This window comes from Promicromonospora sp. CA-289599, from assembly GCF_050936155.1.
In the GTDB taxonomy this organism is placed as follows: Bacteria; Actinomycetota; Actinomycetes; order Actinomycetales; family Cellulomonadaceae; genus Promicromonospora.
The window spans coordinates 2137912-2156222 of sequence record NZ_JBNJNI010000001.1; the positions used below are offsets into that span (position 1 = coordinate 2137912).

Sequence of the window (18311 nt, forward strand, 5' to 3'; positions counted from 1 at the left end):
GCCGAGCACCTGGGCATCCCGGGTCGGATGACGCACGGTGGGAACCGTCACTTCCCGAGGATGAGGCTCATCGCCTCGGCCCGGGTCGCGCCGTCCCGCATGACTCCGCGCACCGCGGAGGTGATGGTTCGCGAGCCGGGCTTGCGCACGCCACGCATCGACATGCACAGGTGCTCGCACTGGACCACGACGAGCACGCCCCGCGGCTCGAGGATCTCGACCAGTGAGTCCGCGATCTGCGTGGTCATCCGCTCCTGCACCTGCGGGCGGCGCGCGAAGACCTCGACCAGGCGGGCAAGCTTGCTCAGGCCCGTGATGCGGCCGTCCACGTTGGGGATGTACCCGACGTGCGCCACCCCATGGAACGGCACCAGGTGGTGCTCGCAGGTCGAGTACACCTCGATGTCCTTGACCAGCACCATCTCCTCGTGCCCGAGGTCGAAGGTGGTGGTCAGGACGTCCTCGGGCTCCTGCCGCAGGCCGGCGAAGATCTCCTTGTACGCCCGCGCGACGCGGGCCGGCGTCTCCCGCAGGCCCTCGCGCTCGGGGTCCTCGCCCACGGCGAGGAGCAGCTCCCGCACGGCCGCCTCGGCCCGTGCGGCGTCGTACGGCGGAATGTCCGCCGCACGCCGCACGGGCGTAACCACAGGGGTCATCGACCTGTCGGTCATGGTGGTGCTCCGGTCTCGGTCACTTGCTAGTTCGGCGGATCCATGGGCGCCGGCGGCGCCGGGTCCAGTACCGCCTCGTCCTGCGGCACGACGGGGTGCCCGTTCTGGGCCGCCAGCTCCTTCGGCGTCAGCACCGGACCGCGCGTGTGCACCGAACGCTGCTCGCTGGACAGCCAGACGTCGCGTGCGGGGCGCTTCTCGACGGCGCGGAAGACCTCCGCGAGCTCCTTCTGGTTCAGCGTCTCCTTCTCGAGCAGACCCAGCACCAGCTCGTCGAGCACGTCGCGGTACTGGCTCAGTACCTCCCACGCCTCGTCGTGCGCGGCGTCGACGAGCTTGCGGACCTCGTCGTCGATGGTGCCCGCCACGGACTCGGAGTAGTCACGCTGGTGGCCGTAGTCCCGGCCCATGAAAGGCTCTCCGGCGCTCGTGCCGAGCTTGATGGCGCCGACCCGCTCGCTCATGCCGTACTCCGTGACCATCTTGCGCGCGATCGCCGAGGCCTTCTCGATGTCGTTCGAGGCACCGGTGGTGGGGTCGTGGAAGACGATCTCCTCGGCCACTCGGCCACCCATGGCGTACGCGAGCTGGTCGAGCAGCTCGTTGCGGGTGGTCGAGTACTTGTCCTCGAGCGGCATGACCATGGTGTAGCCCAGCGCACGACCGCGCGGCAGGATCGTCACCTTGGTCACGGGGTCCGTGTAGCGCATCGCCGCGGCGACCAGGGCGTGTCCGCCCTCGTGGTACGCCGTGATCTTCTGCTCCTTGACGTTCATGACGCGCGTGCGCTTCTGCGGGCCGGCCACCACGCGGTCGATGGCCTCGTCCAGGGCACGGTCGTCGATGAGCTGTGCACCGCTGCGGGCGGTGAGCAGCGCGGCCTCGTTGAGCACGTTCGCCAGGTCCGCACCCGTGAAACCGGGCGTACGGCGCGCGACGGCCTCGAGGTCGACCTCGGGGACCATCGGCTTGCCCTGTGCGTGCACCCTGAGGATCGCCGCGCGGCCCTTGAGGTCCGGTGCCTCGACGGCGATCTGGCGGTCGAAGCGGCCCGGGCGCAGCAGCGCCGGGTCGAGGATGTCGGGACGGTTGGTCGCCGCGATGAGGATGACGTTCGTCTTGACGTCGAAGCCGTCCATCTCGACGAGCATCTGGTTCAGCGTCTGCTCGCGCTCGTCGTGCCCGCCGCCCATGCCCGCACCGCGGTGCCGGCCTACCGCGTCGATCTCGTCGACGAAGATGATGGCCGGCGAGTTCTGCTTGGCCTGCTCGAACAGGTCGCGGACACGGCTGGCGCCCACGCCGACGAACATCTCGACGAAGTCCGAGCCGGAGATCGAGTAGAACGGCACGCCGGCCTCACCGGCGACGGCTCGCGCGAGGAGGGTCTTGCCCGTACCGGGCGGACCGTACAGCAGCACGCCCTTGGGGATCTTGGCGCCCACTGCCTGGAACTTGGCCGGCTCGGCGAGGAACTCCTTGATCTCGTGGAGCTCTTCCACCGCTTCCTCGGCACCGGCGACGTCCGCGAAGGTCACCTGCGGGGTGTCCTTGCTGGCCAGCTTGGCCTTGGACTTGCCGAAGCCCATCACCCGGTTGCCGCCGCCCTGGGCCCGCGAGAGCAGGAACCAGAACACGACACCGATGAGGAGGAACGGGATCAGCACCGACAGCATGGAGGACCAGAAGCTGGGCTGCGGCACCTCCGAGTCGAACCCGTCGGCGGGGTCGGACTTCACGATGGCGTCCTCTACCCGGTCGCCCTGGGGCAGCGTGTAGAAGAACTCGACGGTCTTGCCGTGGTCGACCTCCTCGGCGGCGTCGCCCTCACCCTCGGTCGACTTGTACGCCTTGGAGAGCTTGAGCTCGACCCGCTGCTCGCCGTCGACCATGAGGGCGTGCTCGACCGTGCTGCCGCTCAGCAGATCGATGCCCTGTGATGTCTCGATTCGCGAGACATTGGGCTGGTTCAGTGCCGAGATGGCCAGTGTCACCACGACCAGTGCGACCAGGATCCAGATGACAGGCCCGCTCAGAAGCTTCTTGATGTTCTTCATCGGCGACGGGGACCGAGCCCCGTTTCCCTCCGCTCGCGCAGTATGTTTCCGTCGAAACTACATGGTCTCCCTGACAGGAGCCCGGAGTGTTCGCCCAGAGCATGTGATGCCTGGGCCACACCTCGCCCAGACGTGACGAACCGCCCGGGATGGGCATCCGCGGAGTCGAGCGGCGCTGAGTATCAGCCTCCGTAGACGTGCGGTGCCAGGGTGGCAACGAACGGCAGGTTGCGATAGTTCTCCGCGTAGTCGAGGCCGTAGCCGACGACGAACTCGTTCGGGATGTCGTAGCCCAGGTACTTCACGTCGACGTCGGCCTGTGCGGCGTCCGGCTTGCGCAGCATGGCGGCGATCTCGACGGACTCCGGGCCCCGTGACCGCAGGTTCGACACGAGCCAGGACAGGGTCAGGCCCGAGTCGATGATGTCCTCGACGATGATCACGTTGCGGCCCGTCAGGTCCGCGTCGAGGTCCTTGAGGATGCGGACGACGCCGGAGGACTTGGTGCCCGAGCCGTACGACGACACCGCCATCCAGTCCATCTGGACCTTGTGGTGCAGGCGGCGCGACAGGTCCGCCATCACCATCACCGCGCCCTTGAGCACGCCGACGAGGAGCAGGTCCTTGCCCGCGTAGTCCGCGTCGATCTGGGCTGCCAGCTCGTCGAGCTTCTTGGTGAGCTGCTCCTCGGAGAGCAGGATCTCTGCGAGGTCGGGTCCGACGTCGGACTGGTCCACGAGTTACTCCTGAGTTGTGCTGGGGGGCCGGGCGCCGGTCCCACCGTCCGAGATACCGGTCGGCGCGGCGCGCAGGAAAAGACTGCCACACGCACGACGGGCCCGTGCGCCGCCCGGGAGGTGGACGGAGCCTTGACCGCTCCATGACACGACGAGTGCGTCCAGCGCGTCGACGTGCCGCGCGGTGGTGTCGGTCGGCTTGCAGCCGATCGCGAGGGCGGCGAGCCGGAGGACCCTGCGCCGGAGCGCCGGATGGGCCCGCTCCAGGACGCCGACGTCGAGGACGAGCCCGGCGTCGACCTCCCCCGCCGTCGGCCCGCCGGGGATGCCCACACCCTGTGCCACCTGGGCTGCCGGGTCCGTGCGGGCCTCGGCGAGAAGTTCCGCGGCGAGGGTGTCCAGCAGGTCCGCGTCGTCGCGCAGCTGGTCCGCGCTGCGCCCGAGGGCCTCGACGACGCCGGGGCCCAGGGTGTCCTCGAGGACCGGCAGCACGCGCCCGCGCACCTGCGAGCGCAGCGGCGTGAACGGCCCGGGAGACCGGTCCGTTGCCCCGTGCTGAACCCGGGTTGGCGAGGTGCGGTCGTCGGGTGGCAGCAGGTTGGTCGGGTCGGTCCAGAACTCCAGGCCCGACGCCGCGCACACCGCCTCGGTCTGTGCGCGCCGGAGCCCGAGGAACGGCCGGTGAAAGATCCCCCGCTCGCGCGGCATCCCGGCGAGCGACCGGGCACCGGCGCCTCGGGCGAGCCCGAGCAGAACCTGTTCCGCCTGGTCGTCGAGGGTGTGCCCCAGCAGCACCCGGGCCGCGCCGGTCTCGGCGGCGTACGCCGCCAGCGCGGTGTACCGGGCGTCCCGGGCGGCGGCCTCGGGCCCGCCCGCACCGCTCGACCAGTCGGCGTCCCGGACCACCACGGGGTCGAGACCCAGGGCGCGGCACTGCTCGGCCGCTCGCGCCGCCACCTGGGCGGACCCGGCCTGGAGCCCGTGGTCGACCACCACGGCCCCGGCGCGCACGGCGTACCCGCGGGAGCGCACGGAGCGCCCGACCCGGCGGGCCTCGGCTGCCAGGGACGCGGCGAGCGCGAGGCTGTCGGCGCCACCCGAGCAGGCGACGAGCACGAGGTCGTCCGATCCGAGCGGCGCCAGCACCGCGCGGACCGCGTTGCGCGCCGCGGCGACGGCGGGATCGACGCGAGCCACGCTCAGCGGCCCCCGGCGTCCGCGGGCGCGAGCCGCGCGCCGTCCGCCGTCCTCATCCGTGCACCCGGCGCACCCACGCGCGCGCGTCGGCGATCTCCCGGGCGCTGGGCAGGTTCTCCGGGGCGGCCCACACCGCGTTGAGCCCGTCGCGTCCCACCGACCGCTCGACGGCGCGCACGAACGCCGCACCGTCGCGGTACTGGGCGAGCTTGGCGTCCATGCCCAGCAGCTTCTGCACCACCACGTCAAAGGTGCCCAGCCCCTCGCCGTCGCGCCGCCGCTCGAACCGCGCGCGGATGCGGCGCACCGACGGCACGACCCGCGGCCCGACGGCGTCCATCATCACGTCCGCGTGCCCCTCCAGGAGCGCCATGACCGCGGTGATGTCGGCCAGCTCGTCCTTCTGCTCGTGCGTGAGCATGCCGTCGATGATGGTGCTGTTCTCGCCGCGCAGCGTCGCGAGCACGTTCCGGCCGACGGCGACGACCTTCTTGTCGAACCGGGCCCTGGCCAGCTCGGCCGAGGTCCGCGCCATGCCGGTGATCAGATGCTGCGTGCGCCCGCTGAGGTGCCCGGCGAGCCACGGCGCCGCGGCGAACTGCAGGGCGTGGGTCTGCTCGTGCAGGCAGACCCACAGGCGGAAGTCGCGCACCGGGACGCGCAGCGCCGCCTCGGCCTGCAGCACGTTGGGTGCCACCAGGAGGAGCCGGCCCGGAGCGGAGTACGGGTCGAACTGGCCCAGCACCCGACCGCTGAGGAGGGCGAGGATCGCACCGATCTCGGCGGCGCCGGCGAGCTGCGCGCCGGGTGACGTGGCGCCCTTGGAGATCTCGGCGACGACCGCCCCGATCCCCTCGGTCATGGCGGCCATGGACTGCGTGTTGGCGCGCGCCCAGGTCGCGCGGTCCACGACCAGCACGGGGCTCAGCGTCGACCCGCCACCGTGCGGCACCATGCGCGTGGTCTCCAGCACGTGCCCGACGGCGTCTCCTGCCGCGGCGCGCAGACCGCTCACCAGGGAGTCGAGCTCGTCCCGGGGCGCCTGTGGCCCGGGCGCGGCGAGCCGCCCGGCGATCTGTGCTGCGGCCGACCAGTCGACGACCTGCGGGGCGGTGGATGCCTGGGTCACCGGACCACGGTAACGGTCCTGGCGGACGGGGCGTCAGCCCTGGACCGAGTACGCGGCGAGGTCACCGACGAAGCTGTCGTAGATCCACGTGGCGCCGACCGTCTCGTTCGCGGGGATCGAGTCGGCGAGGACCGTGAAGACGAGCAGCCGGTCGTCGGCGGTGACCACCATGCCGGAGAGCGCCCGCACCTTGGGCAGGCTGCCGGTCTTGGCACGTGCCACGCCACGGGCCGAGTTGGTCCCGGTGAACCGGCCGTGGCTGCTGTCGAGCGTGCCCGTCAGGCCCGCGATCGGCATGCCTACCGCCTCGCTGCGCAGCTTCGGGTGCGCGGGATCGACCATCACACCGAGCAGGTCCACGAGCTGCTGCGAGCTCAGGTACGAACCGTCGCCGAGCCCGGAGCAGTCGCGCAGGCGAGCGCCGGTCATGTCGACGCCGAGCTCCTTCGCGCTCGCGATCACCGCCTGCGTGGCGCCGTCGTTCGAGCCGGGCAGGCCCGCGTCGACCGCGACGAGACGTCCGAGCACCTCGGTGATCGTGTTGTCGGAGTACTGCATGGCGAACCCGACGACCTCCGCCAGCGGCGCGGAGCTGACCTGGCCGAGCACGCGGGCGTCGTCGGGGGCTCTCGCGTCGATCACGGCGCCGGAGGTCTTGAGGCCCTCTTTCTCCAGCGCCGCGGCGAAGGCCTCCGCCGCGTACTTGCCGGGGTCGGACGCGCGGGGCCCGTTGTCGCCGTACCCGTCGGACAGCAGGCCGACGTTGATACCGACCGACGAGACGGGCGCCACGTAGCCGGCAGCGATGTCCGGGCTGGCCACGGTCGGGGCGATGTCGTCGCCGGCGAAGAGCGTGTCGTCGAGCGCGACCCGGACCTCGGTGGTGCCGTCGACCTTCACCTTGGCGGCGACCTGCTGCGCGAGATCGGCGATGCCTGCACGCCCGTTCACCACGTCCGGATCGCCCTTGCCCGCCGAGAGCATCATGTCGCCGGCACCGACCAGGACGACCGTGTTGTCGTCGACGAGGACCGCCTTGGTGTCGAGCGTGGAGCTCGCGATGCCCGACGAGAGCGCGGCGACGCCCGTGAAGAGCTTCTGGGTGGAAGCGGGAGTCATGAGCTTGTCCGGGCTCGACGAGCCGAGCACGACGCCCGACAGTCCGTCCGCGACCACCACGCCGACCCGGGACCCGAGCCGCTTGTCCTTGGCCAGGCCGGTCACGAGCCGCTGCATCTCGACGCTGTCCGGGACGGGTGCGTCCGCGGGGAGGCCCTCGAGGAGCGCGGCGGGAGCAGGCCCCTCGACGGCGCCGGGCGCGGACGGGAAGGGGTTCGGCTCGGGCCAGGGCTCGGCCATGGTGAGCATGCCGGGAACGACGTCGTACGCGTCGGCGACCAGGTACCCACCGAACAGTGCGACGACCGCGGCGACGGCAGCGCCGGAGCGCAACCCCCACTCCATGGGCATCCTCTCGATCGTCATGTAAAAGCCATAGCCAACTCTAGTGGCGGCAAACCATGCGGCGAGTACGGCAACGGCGATCCATGGGAAATTTCACCCGCTCGCGTGGCCGGTTCGCGCGCGCTGTGCGCACGCTGCGAATTATGCCGAACACGGAGAGTGGTGCTGACCACAGGTAACGGTCGCGACACGGGACACATGGCACACTGGGCAGGCGCAAGGCCGCCGCCGCGGTAAGACACTTCGGCGACCATCTTCGAGAACTGGAGCACATCGGCGTGGAGTTCGACGTCACGATCGAGATCCCCAAGGGTCAGCGGAACAAGTACGAGGTGGATCACGAGACCGGACGCATCCGCCTCGACCGCATGCTCTTCACCTCGACGCGCTACCCGGACGACTACGGCTTCATCGAGGGCACCCTCGGCGAAGACGGTGACCCCCTGGACGCACTGGTGCTCCTGGAGGAGCCCACGTTCCCCGGCTGCCTGATCAAGTGCCGTGCACTCGGCATGTTCCGCATGCGCGACGAGGCCGGCGGCGACGACAAGGTGCTCTGCGTGCCGACGGGTGACCAGCGCGCCGCGTGGCGCCAGGACATCGACGACGTCTCGGACTTCCACCGCCTGGAGATCCAGCACTTCTTCGAGGTCTACAAGGACCTGGAGCCCGGCAAGTCCGTCGAGGGCGCCCACTGGGTGGGTCGCTCCGACGCCGAGGCCGAGATCGTTCGCTCGATCCAGCGCGCCAAGGACACGGGCTACTACGACAAGCACTGAACGAACGGCCTGACCTGTGCGGGCCGCCTACGGGCGGCCCGCGTAGGGCATCGCGTTCGCCAGCCGGAGCGGGTTCTCCGACAGCGGGTGCCCGGGCAGCGTCGCCTCGATCATCATGCCGCCACCCGTGTACATCGCCACGTGGTAGATCGACGCCGGGTCGCTCGGGTCCGAACCGTAGAAGACGAGGTCGCCCGGCCGGAGCGAGCCGTAGTCCACCTTGCCGACGGCGAGGTACTGCGACCGCGACGTACGGGTGATGTGCACGCCCTGGCTCGCCCACGACATCATCGTCAGCCCCGAGCAGTCGTAGGCGGACGGGCCGGCGGCGCCGAGCAGGTACGGCGCGCCGAGCCTGGTCCGCGCCCAGGCCACCGCGCCGGTCCCCAGACCCCCCGAACCCTCCGCCACGCCCGACGGGGGCGGGCCGGCGGGCTCCGGCCGCGGGGCGGGCGCGGGAGCCGGCGCCGGCTCGACCTCCGGACCCGCGCCGCCAGCGTTCACCGACCCACCACCGGGCCGCTCCGTGCGCACCGTGGCCACGGCGTCCGCCTCGGCCCTGGCCTCCTGCCGCCGTTCGAGCTCCGCCTTCGCCGCGGCCTCGCGGGCGGCCTCCGCCGCCGCGGCCCGCGCCGACTCCCGCTCGTTCTCGATCTCGACGCTGGTCTGCCGCAGCTGCGCGAGGCGCTCGACCAGCGCCTGGCGCCGGACCTCGGCCGCCTGGGTGCGCGCCGCGAGGTCGGCCGCGGCGGCCTGGGCGGCGTCGAACGCCGTCCGCGCCTGCTCGGCAGCCGCGTCGCGCTGCTTCTTCGCCGCGCTCCACCGGGCGTCGGCGGACTCCGACGTGGCGCGCGCCTCCTGGTACGCGGCCATGGCCCCGCCGAGCTTGCGCTGGACCGCACGCTCCACGGCGCTGCGACCCACCATGTCCGGAACCGAGTCAGCCTCGAAGGCGATGTCCAGCGAGCCCAGATCGGCGTCCCGTGCCGACGCCCGGTACACCTCCGCGAGGCCTGACCGTGCCGCCAGCTCACCCTGGTGCGCCTTCTTGGCGGCGGTGCGGGCGGTGGCCACCTCCTGCTCGGCCCGCTCGACGGCCTGCTGCGCCTCCGCGTAGTCGGCAGCCGCAACCTGGACGCGGACCTGGGCCGCCTCGAGCTCCGTACGGAGCGTGCCGAGCGCTGCCTCCGCCTGACTGACGTCCAGTGCGCCTGCCGCTACCGCGTCACGGGCCGCCCGAGCCGCACCGGCGGACGGCGGATCGGCAGGCGGGTCCGCCTCCGCGACGGGCCCCCACGGGATGACCAGACCGAGCGCGAGCACAGCGGCCCCCAGCGCACGGAGCACGAGCACTCCGCCATGTCCGTGCCTCGCCTCGTCCAGACCTCGGATCCGCCCCATGATCACCTTCCCGATCAGCGCTGTTCCGGCGTGTCGCCTTGCGCAGACCTCGTGAATCACTTCCGTGCCACGCTCCAATGTGGCTCATGGCACAGATTCGCGCTACCGGAGGGCATTCGACCCCCGTCTCATTTTTGAATCTCACTATCTAAGACATGACTATCGGGGCGGTCCGGCGCCGTCTACGGTCACAACATGACTCGTCGAATGTGTTGTTGCTGAACCAGCGCACGTTCGCCTGCCCTCGGCCGCTTCCGGCCGACTCCCGCGTGCGCGCCTCCCCGCCGCGGACCACCCCTTGATGCGCAGGCCCCTCGGGGCATGCCGCGGCACCTCTCGGTCAGATCCGCCAGATGTTCGCCACCAGCACCAGGAAGCAGGAGAGCCATGACTCAGCCCCAGTGGTCGTTCGAGACCCGCCAGATCCACGCCGGCCAGGAGCCGGACCCCACCACGGGCGCCCGCGCCCTGCCGATCTACCAGACGACGTCGTTCGTGTTCCCCGACGCCGGGGTGGCCGCCGACCGGTTCGCGCTCAAGGACCTCGGCCCCATCTACACGCGCATCGGCAACCCGACGCAGCAGGTGGTGGAGGACCGGCTCGCGAGCCTCGAGGGCGGCGTCGGCGCCCTCCTCGTCGCCTCCGGCCAGGCCGCGGAGTCGCTCGCGATCCTCAACCTCGCCGAGGCGGGCGACCACATCGTCGCCTCCGCCAGCCTCTACGGCGGCACGTACAACCTGCTCCACCACACGCTGCCGAAGTTCGGCATCGAGACCACGTTCGTGGACGACCCGCACGACCTCGACGCGTGGCGCGCCGCCGTCCGCCCGAACACCAAGGCGTTCTTCGGCGAGACCATCCCGAACCCGCGTGCCGACGTGCTCGACATCGAGGGTGTCGCGGCGGCCGCGCACGAGGCGGGCGTCCCGCTGATCGTCGACAACACCGTCGCGACGCCGTACCTGATCCGCCCGTTCGAGCACGGCGCCGACATAGTGGTGCACTCCGCGACCAAGTACCTGGGCGGCCACGGCAGCGCCATCGGCGGCGTGATCATCGACGGCGGCCGGTTCGACTTCGCCGCCGAGCCGGAGCGCTTCCCCGGTTTCAACACGCCGGACCCGAGCTACAACGGTCTGGTCTTCGCGCGCGACCTCGGCGTCGGCTCCGCGCTCGGGGCGAACCTCGCGTTCGTCCTCAAGGCCCGGGTCCAGCTCCTGCGCGACCTCGGTGCGGCGGTCTCGCCGTTCAACGCGTTCCTCCTCGCCCAGGGCATCGAGACGCTGTCGCTCCGGGTCGAGCGACACGTCGCCAACGCGCAGCACGTCGCCGAGTGGCTGGAGGCCCGGGACGACGTCCGCGCGGTCCACTACGCGGGCCTGCCGAGCTCGCCGTGGCACGCGAACGCCCAGAAGTACGCGCCCAAGGGTGCCGGGGCGGTGCTCGCCTTCGAGCTCGACGGCGGCGCCGAGGCCGGCCAGGCGTTCGTGTCCGCCCTGGAGCTGCACTCCAACGTGGCGAACATCGGCGACGTCCGCTCGCTCGTGATCCACCCGGCCTCCACCACGCACTCGCAGCTCACGCCGGAGGAGCAGGCGCTGTCGGGGGTCACCCCCGGCCTCGTCAGGCTGGCCGTCGGCCTGGAGAACGTGGAGGACGTCCTGGCCGACCTCGAGCTGGGCTTCACCGCGGCCAAGAGCCAGCTCGGCCAGGAGACGAAGTAGCAGCGAAGACGAAGTAGCAGCGATGTGACGACGCCGTCCGCGCCGGGGCCCACCACCCCGAGCTCAGCACCCAGAGCCGCAGGAGAGAACATGGCCATCACCACCCCGAAGGCCGCGCACGACGCCCCGGACCAACAGGTCCGCTCGACGCTCGTGCCCTTCCCGGCGCCGGACGGCGCACTCGGCAGGGACTCGCGTTCCCGCAGCAAGCCCCCCGTGCCCGCGAGCGGTGCATGGCACGAGGGCGACGACCCCGGGCACCGGCTGTTCGCCGACGTCGGCGCGTTCGACCTGGAGGCCGGCGGCCGGCTGCCCACCGTCCGCGTGGCGTACGAGACCTGGGGCACCCTGAACGCCGACGGCTCCAACGCCGTGCTGGTGCTGCACGCCCTCACCGGTGACTCGCACGTCGCGGGTGAGGCCGGGCCTGGACACGTGACCGACGGCTGGTGGGGCGACATGGTGGGCCCCGGCAAGCCCATCGACACCGACCGGTACTTTGTGGTGGCGCCCAACGCGCTCGGCGGCTGTCAGGGCACCACCGGCCCGTCGTCCATCGCGCACGACGGGCGCCCGTGGGGCGGACGGTTCCCGTACATCACCACGCGCGACCAGGTCGCCGTCGAGATCGCCCTGACCCGCGACCTCGGGATCCGGTGCTGGGACCTCGTGGTCGGTGCGTCGATGGGCGGCCTGCGTGTGCTGGAGTGGGCACTGCTGGGGCCGGAGGCGGGTATCGAGGTGCGGAACGTCGCCGCTATCGCCACGACCGCCCAGACCGGCGGTGACCAGATCGCGTGGTCCCACCCGCAGCTCGCCGCGATCCGGATGGACCCCCGCTTCCGCGACGGCGACTACTACTCCGCCGCTGACGACGACGGCCCGCACACCGGCCTCGGCATCGCTCGCCAGATCGCGCACACGACGTACCGGACGGGCTACGAGCTGGACCGGCGGTTCGGCCGGCTGCCGCAGGGCGGGGAGGACCCGTTCGCGGGCGGCCGGTTCGCCGTGCAGTCGTACCTGGCGCACCAGGGCGACAAGCTCGCGCGCCGGTTCGACGCCAACTCCTATGTGGTGCTCACCGAGTCGATGCTGTCGCACGACCTGGGCCGCGACCGGGGCGGTGTCGAGGCCGCGCTCAGCCAGGTCACCGCCCGGACCCTGGTGGTGGCCGTGGACAGCGATCGCCTGTTCCCGCCCGCGCAGTCCGCACGGCTCGCCCGGTGGATCCCGAACGCGGAGCCGCTGCGGATCGTCACGAGCGACGTGGGCCACGACGGGTTCCTGGTCGAGGCCGACCAGATCGGCCCGATGGTCAGCGAGTTCCTCGGGTAACCATCGGGCAGGCCACCGGTCCCAGGTCTAGCGTGGCCGTATGGCAAAGCTCAACCCGTACCTCAGCTTCCGGTCCGAGGCGAAGGCTGCCCTGGACTTCTACCAGTCAGTGCTCGGCGGCGAGCTCGACGTCAGCACCTTCGGTGGGACCCCGATGGAGGGGATGCCCACTCCCGACGAGGACAAGGACCTCGTCATGCACGGGCAGCTCGACACCCCGGGCGGCCTCACGATCATGGCGTCGGACACGCCGTCGTTCATGGAGTACGTGGCGCCCTCCGCGGGTGTCACCGTCGCCCTGACCGGCGGGCCCGAGGACCACGACTACATCAGGGGCGCCTACGAGAAGCTGTCCGACGGCGCCACGCCGGGCGAGCCGTTCGAGCTGGCACCGTGGGGCGACTACTACGGCCAGCTCACCGACAGGTTCGGCATCTCCTGGATGTTCGACGTCGCCGCCAGCTGATCGCCGGGTGATCTTTCCTTACTGAACCCGCCTCCAGTAACCTTCGTCGAGCTGATCACCGTAGATCAGCTCGACGAAGAGGAGCAGCAGTGACACGACGTGGTGTTCTCTCGATCCTGGCTTCGCTCGGTCTCCTGGCGTCCGGAGCGGCTACCGCCGCCCCCGCGCAGGCCGACTCCGCCCCGCAAGAGGTCCTGTTCGTCGCCAACAACTGGGACGGCACCGCGTCCGTGCTGTCCTCGGACGCCGGCCTCGCGCCGGTCGGTGAGATCGACGTGATCCCCGACCGCGAGCAGCGGATGCGCGAGATCTACCGCGACCCGATCCGGCTCGCGGCCTTCCTGGTCATCCGCCAGACCGTCGGCGAGGGCCACGACCAGTTCGCCGACGACATGTACACCACGCCCGACGGTTCGTCGCTGGTGGTGTCCCGGCCGAGCTTCGCCGACGTCGTCTCGCTCAGCCTCGCCACCGGCGAGGTCGAGTGGCGGTTCCAGGTCGCGGGCGTGCGGGCCGACCACATGGCGGTGTCGCCCGACGGCACGCAGGTCGCCGTGTCGGCGTCGACCGGCAACCGCGTGCACGTGCTGGACATCGAGACCGGCGTGGAGGCCGGGTCGTTCCCGACCGGCGACAAGCCGCACGAGAACGTCTACACGTCCGACGGCCTGCTCTGGAACATGTCGATCGGCGAGGTCAACAACGGCCTCGACGACCCGGTGCTCGACTTCCTCAAGGGCGACCGGGTGATCACGGTCGCCGACGCCGAGACGTTCGAGGTGGTGCGCGAGATCGACATGCGCGACCGGCTCGACAACGCCGGCCTGAGCCACCTCTCCGACGCCGTACGTCCCGCGACGTTCAGCCCGGACGAGTCGAAGCTCTACTTCCAGGTGTCCTACTTCGGCGGGTTCCTGGAGTACGACGTGGCGACCGACCGGATCACGCGGACCAAGACGCTGCCCGGCGTGTTCGACGGGCCACGCACCGAGATGGTCAACGACTCGCGGCACCACGGCCTGACCATGCAGCCGTCGGGCGAGCACCTGTGCGTGGCCGGAACCATGGACGACTACGCGGTGGTCGTGGACCGGGCGACGCTCGAGGCAGGGCCGCTGGTCGACGTCGACAAGCCGTACTGGTCGACGGTGACCGGTGACGGCGCGGCCTGCGTCGTGTCCGAGTCCGGAGCCGACCAGGTGACGTCCATCGACTTCGAGACCGGGCAGAAGGTCGCGTCGGTGCCGGTGGGCGACCACCCGCAGCGCGTGCGGCTGGGCACCGTCCCGGCCGGCTGGTCGGGCGTCGGCTAGGGTCGCCGCATGCTTGCCGCCTACGTGACCAGCTTCTCGCCCGACAGCCCGCTCGACGGCCTGGAGGTGGGTGACCGTCCCGAACCGGAGACCGCTGAGCACTGGACCACCGTGGAGGTCCGGGCCGCGAGCCTGAACCACCACGACCTGTGGTCGCTGCGCGGTGTGGGCCTGCGGGAACAGCAGCTGCCGATGATCCTCGGCACCGACGCCGCGGGTGTGACGCCGGACGGCGCGGAGGTGCTCGTGCACGGCGTCATCGGCGCCGACGGGCACGGCGTCGGGCCGAAGGAGCCGCGGTCGCTCCTCTCCGAGCGCTACCCCGGGACCCTCGCCGAGCGCGTCTCGGTGCCGACGGCGAACCTCGTGCCCAAGCCAGCCGAGCTGTCGTTCGAGGAGGCCGCGTGCCTGCCGACGGCGTGGCTCACCGCGTACAACATGCTCTTCACGGCGGGCGGGCTCAGGCCCGGTGCCAGCGTGCTCGTACAGGGCGCAGGCGGCGGCCTCGCGACCGCGGCGATCACCCTCGGGGCGGCGGCCGGCCTGGAGGTCTGGGTGACCTCACGCTCCGCGGAGAAGCGCGAGCGGGCCGTCGCTCTGGGCGCCGCGGGTGCGGTGGAGACGGGCGCCCGCCTGCCCGCCCGCGTCGACGCCGTGCTCGAGTCCGTGGGTCAGGCGACGTGGGCCCACTCGATCCGCTCGGTGCGTCCCGGCGGCTCGGTGCTGGTCTGCGGGGCGACGTCCGGTGACGCTCCCCCGGCCGAGCTGACCCGCGTCTTCTTCCAGGAGATCCGGGTGCAGGGCGTCACCATGGGCTCACGCGAGGACCTGGGCGCGCTCGCCCGGTTCTGCGCCCGCACCGGCGTGCGCCCGGTGATCGACGCCGAGGTGCCGCTCGCCCGGGCCGCCGACGGCCTGGCCCGGCTGCACGAGGGCAGCCAGTTCGGCAAGGTCGTCGTCCGCCCGTAACCCGCCCGCCTGTCAGATGTAGCCGAACGTGTCAGACGTACAGGTCATTCCTGTGACCTGTACGTCTGACACGTTCGGCTACGTCTGACAGGTCGCCGCTTACAGAGCTGTCAGCGAGTTGTCGCGAAACCCTTGACCGCAGGTCGCCGTGTCCGCGACAGTGTCCGAGAGAGCGCTCTCTTGCGCTCGACCCATGCACGTCCGACGTTCGAAGGAGCACGTCAAATGCGCAGACAACTACGCCTGCTCGCGGCCGCGGCATCCGCCACGGCGCTGCTGGCCCTGGGTGCGCTCACCCAGGTACCCGTCGCGGCAGCCGCCGACGAGCCGCTCTCCCAGGGCCGGCCCGTGACCACGTCCAGCACCGAGTTCGCCTGGAGCACCGGGGCGAACGCCGTCGACGGCGATCCGGGCACCCGCTGGTCCAGCGCCGCCGCCGACAACCAGTGGATCCGCGTCGACCTGGGCTCGGTCCAGGCGATCGACCGGGTGGTCCTCGACTGGGAGGGCGCGTACGCGTCCGGCTTCCGCGTCGAGGTCTCGAACGACGCCAGCACCTGGTCCACCATCTACTCGACCACCACCGGCACCGGCGGGGACCAGGACCTCGACGTCGACGGCAGCGGCCGCTACCTGCGTCTGTGGGTCACCCAGCGCGCCACGCAGTGGGGCGTCTCCCTGTGGGAGCTGCAGGTGCTCGGCGCCGGCGGTGTCGTGCAGCCCGGTGACACGACGCTCCTCTCCTACGACAAGGCCGGCAGCGCCTCCAGCTCGCAGAACGACGGCACGTGCTGGCTCTGCGGCCCCGACAAGGCGTTCGACCTCGACCCGGCCAGCCGCTGGGCCGTCAACCCCGACACGGGCTGGGTCGACGACGGCTGGATCGCCGTGGACCTCGGCGCCACCGCGCACATCAGCAGCGTGGTGCTGCAGTGGGACCCCGCGTTCGCCACCGTCTTCGACATCGAGGTGTCCGACAACGGGAGCACCTGGCGCACCGTGCACACCACCACCGGCGGCACGGGCTTCAAGCAGGCGATCCCCCTGGACGCCGACGGCCGGCACGTGCGCGTGCACATGCGCGACCGCAGCGGCCCGTACGGCTACTCGCTGTGGGAGTTCCAGGTCTACGGCACCGGCGGCGCGCCCGCCGCTCCCCCGGCCGAGCCCGCCGACCCGAACTTCGACGACCTCGACCTGGTGTGGAGCGACGAGTTCGACGGCGCCGCCGGCACCCCCGCGAACGCGTCCCGCTGGACCATCGACCCCGGGCTGCCCGCGAACAACGAGCTCGAGGTCTACACCCCGAGCGGCAACGGGTTCCACGACGGCCAGGGCAACTTCGTGCTCGAGGCGCGCCGCGAGGACCGCGACGGGCGGCAGTACACGTCGCACCGCATGAACACGTCAGGCACGTTCAACACCCAGTACGGCCGGTTCGAGGCCCGCGTGAAGGTGCCGGAGGGCCGGGGCCTGTGGCCGGCGTTCTGGATGATGGGCTCCGACTTCCTGGAGGGCCGTCCGTGGCCGTACAACGGCGAGATCGACATCATGGAGTTCATCGGCCAGGACCCGACCCGCGCCCACTCGACGCTGCACGCCCCCGCGTACAACGGTGGCGGTGGCTACGGCGGCGGGTACACCCTGCCGGACGGCTCGAAGATCTCGGCGGGCTTCCACACCTGGGCCGCCGAGTGGGACAGCGAGGGCATCCAGTTCTCCCTGGACGGCCGCGACGTCTTCTACGCCGACCGGGACACCGTGGAGTCCACGCGCGGGCCGTGGGTCTACGACCACGACTTCTACATGATCCTCAACCTCGCCGTCGGCGGTGACTGGCCCGGCCCGCCGGACGCGAGCACCCCGTTCCCGTCCAGGATGCTGGTCGACTACGTCCGCGTCTACCAGTAATCCGTCGTTGAGTGCTGGATCTTCGCCCTTCTGGCACACGAAGGAGGGCGAGAATCCAGCACTCAACGCCGGCGGGGTATAAAGGGCGCGTGGCGTCTCGTCCTACGTTGGAGGTTGTGGCCTCCGTTGCCGGGGTCTCCCGCGCGACCGTGTCGCGGGTGATCAACGAGGTGCCCACCGTCGACCCGGAGATCGTCGAGACCGTGCGCCGGGCGATCGAGGAGACCGGCTACGTGCCCAACCTCGCCGCCCGGTCGCTCGTGACGCGGCGCACCGGATCGGTGGCGCTCGTGGTGTCGGAACCACCGGAGCAGCGCTCCCCGCTCCCGTTCCTGGAACGCCTCTTCACCGACCCCTACGTGGGACGGGTGACCGCGGGCGCGCAGACGGTGCTGCGCCCGCGCGACATCCACCTCGCGATCATCCCCGCCGACCCACCCGCGCACGACCAGGTGGTGCGGTACGTACGGCAGGGGCACGTGGACGGCGTGCTGCTCATCACGTCCAGCTCCGCCGACCCGCTGCCCGCCCGGCTGGCGGCGCTCGCCGTGCCCCTGGTGCTGTCGACCCGCACCACCCTGCCGGGCGTCGCCTGGGTCGACCTGGACCAGGCCGCGGGGGGCCGGCTCGCGGCCGAGCACCTCGTCCGATCCGGGCGCACCCGGCTCGCCGTGGTCGCGGGGCCGTCCGACGCGCCGTTCGGGCACGCGCGGCTCCAGGGGTTCCTGGGCGGGGTGCGGGCCGCCGGGCTGCCCGAGCCCGAGGTGGTCACCGCCGACTTCACCCGCCCGGGTGGTGAGGCGGCGGTCCGTGCGCTGCTGGCCGCCAGGCCGGAGGTCGACGGCGTCTTCGCGGCGAACGACCTCATGGCGGACGGCGTGTCGACGGCGCTCCGCACCGCCGGCCGGGACGTACCGCGTGACGTCGCGGTCGTCGGGTTCGACGACTCGAGCGTCGCCGCGCAGGCGCATCCGCCGCTGACGACGGTGCGTCAGCCCGTCGAGGACATGGCGGAGGCCATGGCGCGCCTGCTGCTGGCTGCTCTCCGGCAGGCCCAGGAGCCGGACGACGGCGCGGCGGCGGGCGGCTCCGAGACGTTCGTGCCCGAGCTCGTCGTGCGCGCGTCGGCCTGAGGTCTCGGCAAGCTCGCCCAG

The 18311-nt window shown here is 71.6% G+C and carries 15 protein-coding genes; 8 read left to right on the plus strand and 7 right to left on the minus strand.

Annotated features, from left to right (window positions below; all coding sequences use genetic code 11):
* Positions 1-47 precede the first annotated feature (47 nt).
* The 6 genes from folE to dacB form a co-directional block, all read right to left on the minus strand.
* Entirely contained in the window at positions 48-656 is a 609-nt protein-coding gene (folE, locus tag ACQEVI_RS09360; RefSeq protein WP_432905883.1) for a GTP cyclohydrolase I FolE, read from the minus strand.
* Between the two features lie 41 nt (positions 657-697).
* The gene (ftsH, locus tag ACQEVI_RS09365; protein ID WP_432897321.1) at positions 698-2728 is read right to left on the minus strand and encodes an ATP-dependent zinc metalloprotease FtsH; all 2031 of its coding nucleotides are present in this window, start codon (positions 2726-2728) and stop codon (positions 698-700) included.
* A gap of 182 nt (positions 2729-2910) precedes the next feature.
* Positions 2911-3465 carry a hypoxanthine phosphoribosyltransferase gene (gene hpt / locus ACQEVI_RS09370; RefSeq protein WP_116677043.1) on the minus strand — a complete coding sequence of 185 codons (555 nt, stop codon included), beginning with the start codon at positions 3463-3465 and terminating at the stop codon, positions 2911-2913.
* Positions 3466-3468: 3 nt separating this feature from the next.
* On the minus strand, positions 3469-4662 hold the full coding sequence (gene tilS, locus ACQEVI_RS09375; protein WP_432897324.1) for a tRNA lysidine(34) synthetase TilS: 1194 nt from the start codon (positions 4660-4662) through the stop codon (positions 3469-3471).
* A 52-nt stretch (positions 4663-4714) separates the two neighbouring features.
* Positions 4715-5791 carry a zinc-dependent metalloprotease gene (locus tag ACQEVI_RS09380; RefSeq protein ID WP_432897327.1) on the minus strand — a complete coding sequence of 359 codons (1077 nt, stop codon included), beginning with the start codon at positions 5789-5791 and terminating at the stop codon, positions 4715-4717.
* Positions 5792-5824: 33 nt separating this feature from the next.
* Positions 5825-7276: a D-alanyl-D-alanine carboxypeptidase/D-alanyl-D-alanine endopeptidase gene (gene dacB / locus ACQEVI_RS09385; protein WP_432897331.1), complete on the minus strand. Its 1452-nt coding sequence runs from the start codon at positions 7274-7276 to the stop codon at positions 5825-5827.
* 257 nt (positions 7277-7533) lie between these two features.
* Between dacB and ACQEVI_RS09390 the strand changes: the two genes are divergently transcribed.
* Positions 7534-8034 carry an inorganic diphosphatase gene (locus ACQEVI_RS09390; RefSeq protein ID WP_108493354.1) on the plus strand — a complete coding sequence of 167 codons (501 nt, stop codon included), beginning with the start codon at positions 7534-7536 and terminating at the stop codon, positions 8032-8034.
* Positions 8035-8061: 27 nt separating this feature from the next.
* Here the strand turns inward: ACQEVI_RS09390 and ACQEVI_RS09395 are convergent, their stop codons facing one another.
* Positions 8062-9435: an NlpC/P60 family protein gene (locus ACQEVI_RS09395; RefSeq protein WP_432897334.1), complete on the minus strand. Its 1374-nt coding sequence runs from the start codon at positions 9433-9435 to the stop codon at positions 8062-8064.
* A 387-nt stretch (positions 9436-9822) separates the two neighbouring features.
* Between ACQEVI_RS09395 and ACQEVI_RS09400 the strand changes: the two genes are divergently transcribed.
* The 7 genes from ACQEVI_RS09400 (at position 9823) to ACQEVI_RS09430 (ending at position 18290) form a co-directional block, all read left to right on the plus strand.
* Positions 9823-11160: a bifunctional o-acetylhomoserine/o-acetylserine sulfhydrylase gene (locus tag ACQEVI_RS09400; protein ID WP_432897337.1), complete on the plus strand. Its 1338-nt coding sequence runs from the start codon at positions 9823-9825 to the stop codon at positions 11158-11160.
* 90 nt (positions 11161-11250) lie between these two features.
* On the plus strand, positions 11251-12498 hold the full coding sequence (gene metX, locus ACQEVI_RS09405) for a homoserine O-acetyltransferase MetX (RefSeq protein WP_432897339.1): 1248 nt from the start codon (positions 11251-11253) through the stop codon (positions 12496-12498).
* Positions 12499-12538: 40 nt separating this feature from the next.
* Complete coding sequence (locus ACQEVI_RS09410) at positions 12539-12964, plus strand: VOC family protein (protein ID WP_432897341.1); 426 nt, start codon at positions 12539-12541, stop codon at positions 12962-12964.
* Positions 12965-13053: 89 nt separating this feature from the next.
* Entirely contained in the window at positions 13054-14277 is a 1224-nt protein-coding gene (locus ACQEVI_RS09415; protein ID WP_432897344.1) for a YncE family protein, read from the plus strand.
* 9 nt (positions 14278-14286) lie between these two features.
* Complete coding sequence (locus ACQEVI_RS09420; protein ID WP_432897347.1) at positions 14287-15246, plus strand: zinc-binding dehydrogenase; 960 nt, start codon at positions 14287-14289, stop codon at positions 15244-15246.
* A 225-nt stretch (positions 15247-15471) separates the two neighbouring features.
* Complete coding sequence (locus tag ACQEVI_RS09425; protein WP_432897350.1) at positions 15472-17157, plus strand: discoidin domain-containing protein; 1686 nt, start codon at positions 15472-15474, stop codon at positions 17155-17157.
* Positions 17158-17273: 116 nt separating this feature from the next.
* Entirely contained in the window at positions 17274-18290 is a 1017-nt protein-coding gene (locus ACQEVI_RS09430; RefSeq protein ID WP_432897353.1) for a LacI family DNA-binding transcriptional regulator, read from the plus strand.
* Positions 18291-18311: the final 21 nt, after the last annotated feature.

Coding starts and splice junctions, on each gene's coding strand:
- dacB (WP_432897331.1), bottom strand. CDS start 7,276: ATGACGATCGAGAGGATGCCCATGGAGTGGGGGTTGCGCTCCGGCGCT.
- ACQEVI_RS09410 (WP_432897341.1), top strand. CDS start 12,539: ATGGCAAAGCTCAACCCGTACCTCAGCTTCCGGTCCGAGGCGAAGGCT.
- folE (WP_432905883.1), bottom strand. CDS start 656: ATGACCCCTGTGGTTACGCCCGTGCGGCGTGCGGCGGACATTCCGCCG.
- ACQEVI_RS09395 (WP_432897334.1), bottom strand. CDS start 9,435: ATGGGGCGGATCCGAGGTCTGGACGAGGCGAGGCACGGACATGGCGGA.
- ftsH (WP_432897321.1), bottom strand. CDS start 2,728: ATGAAGAACATCAAGAAGCTTCTGAGCGGGCCTGTCATCTGGATCCTG.
- ACQEVI_RS09425 (WP_432897350.1), top strand. CDS start 15,472: ATGCGCAGACAACTACGCCTGCTCGCGGCCGCGGCATCCGCCACGGCG.
- metX (WP_432897339.1), top strand. CDS start 11,251: ATGGCCATCACCACCCCGAAGGCCGCGCACGACGCCCCGGACCAACAG.
- ACQEVI_RS09420 (WP_432897347.1), top strand. CDS start 14,287: ATGCTTGCCGCCTACGTGACCAGCTTCTCGCCCGACAGCCCGCTCGAC.
- ACQEVI_RS09400 (WP_432897337.1), top strand. CDS start 9,823: ATGACTCAGCCCCAGTGGTCGTTCGAGACCCGCCAGATCCACGCCGGC.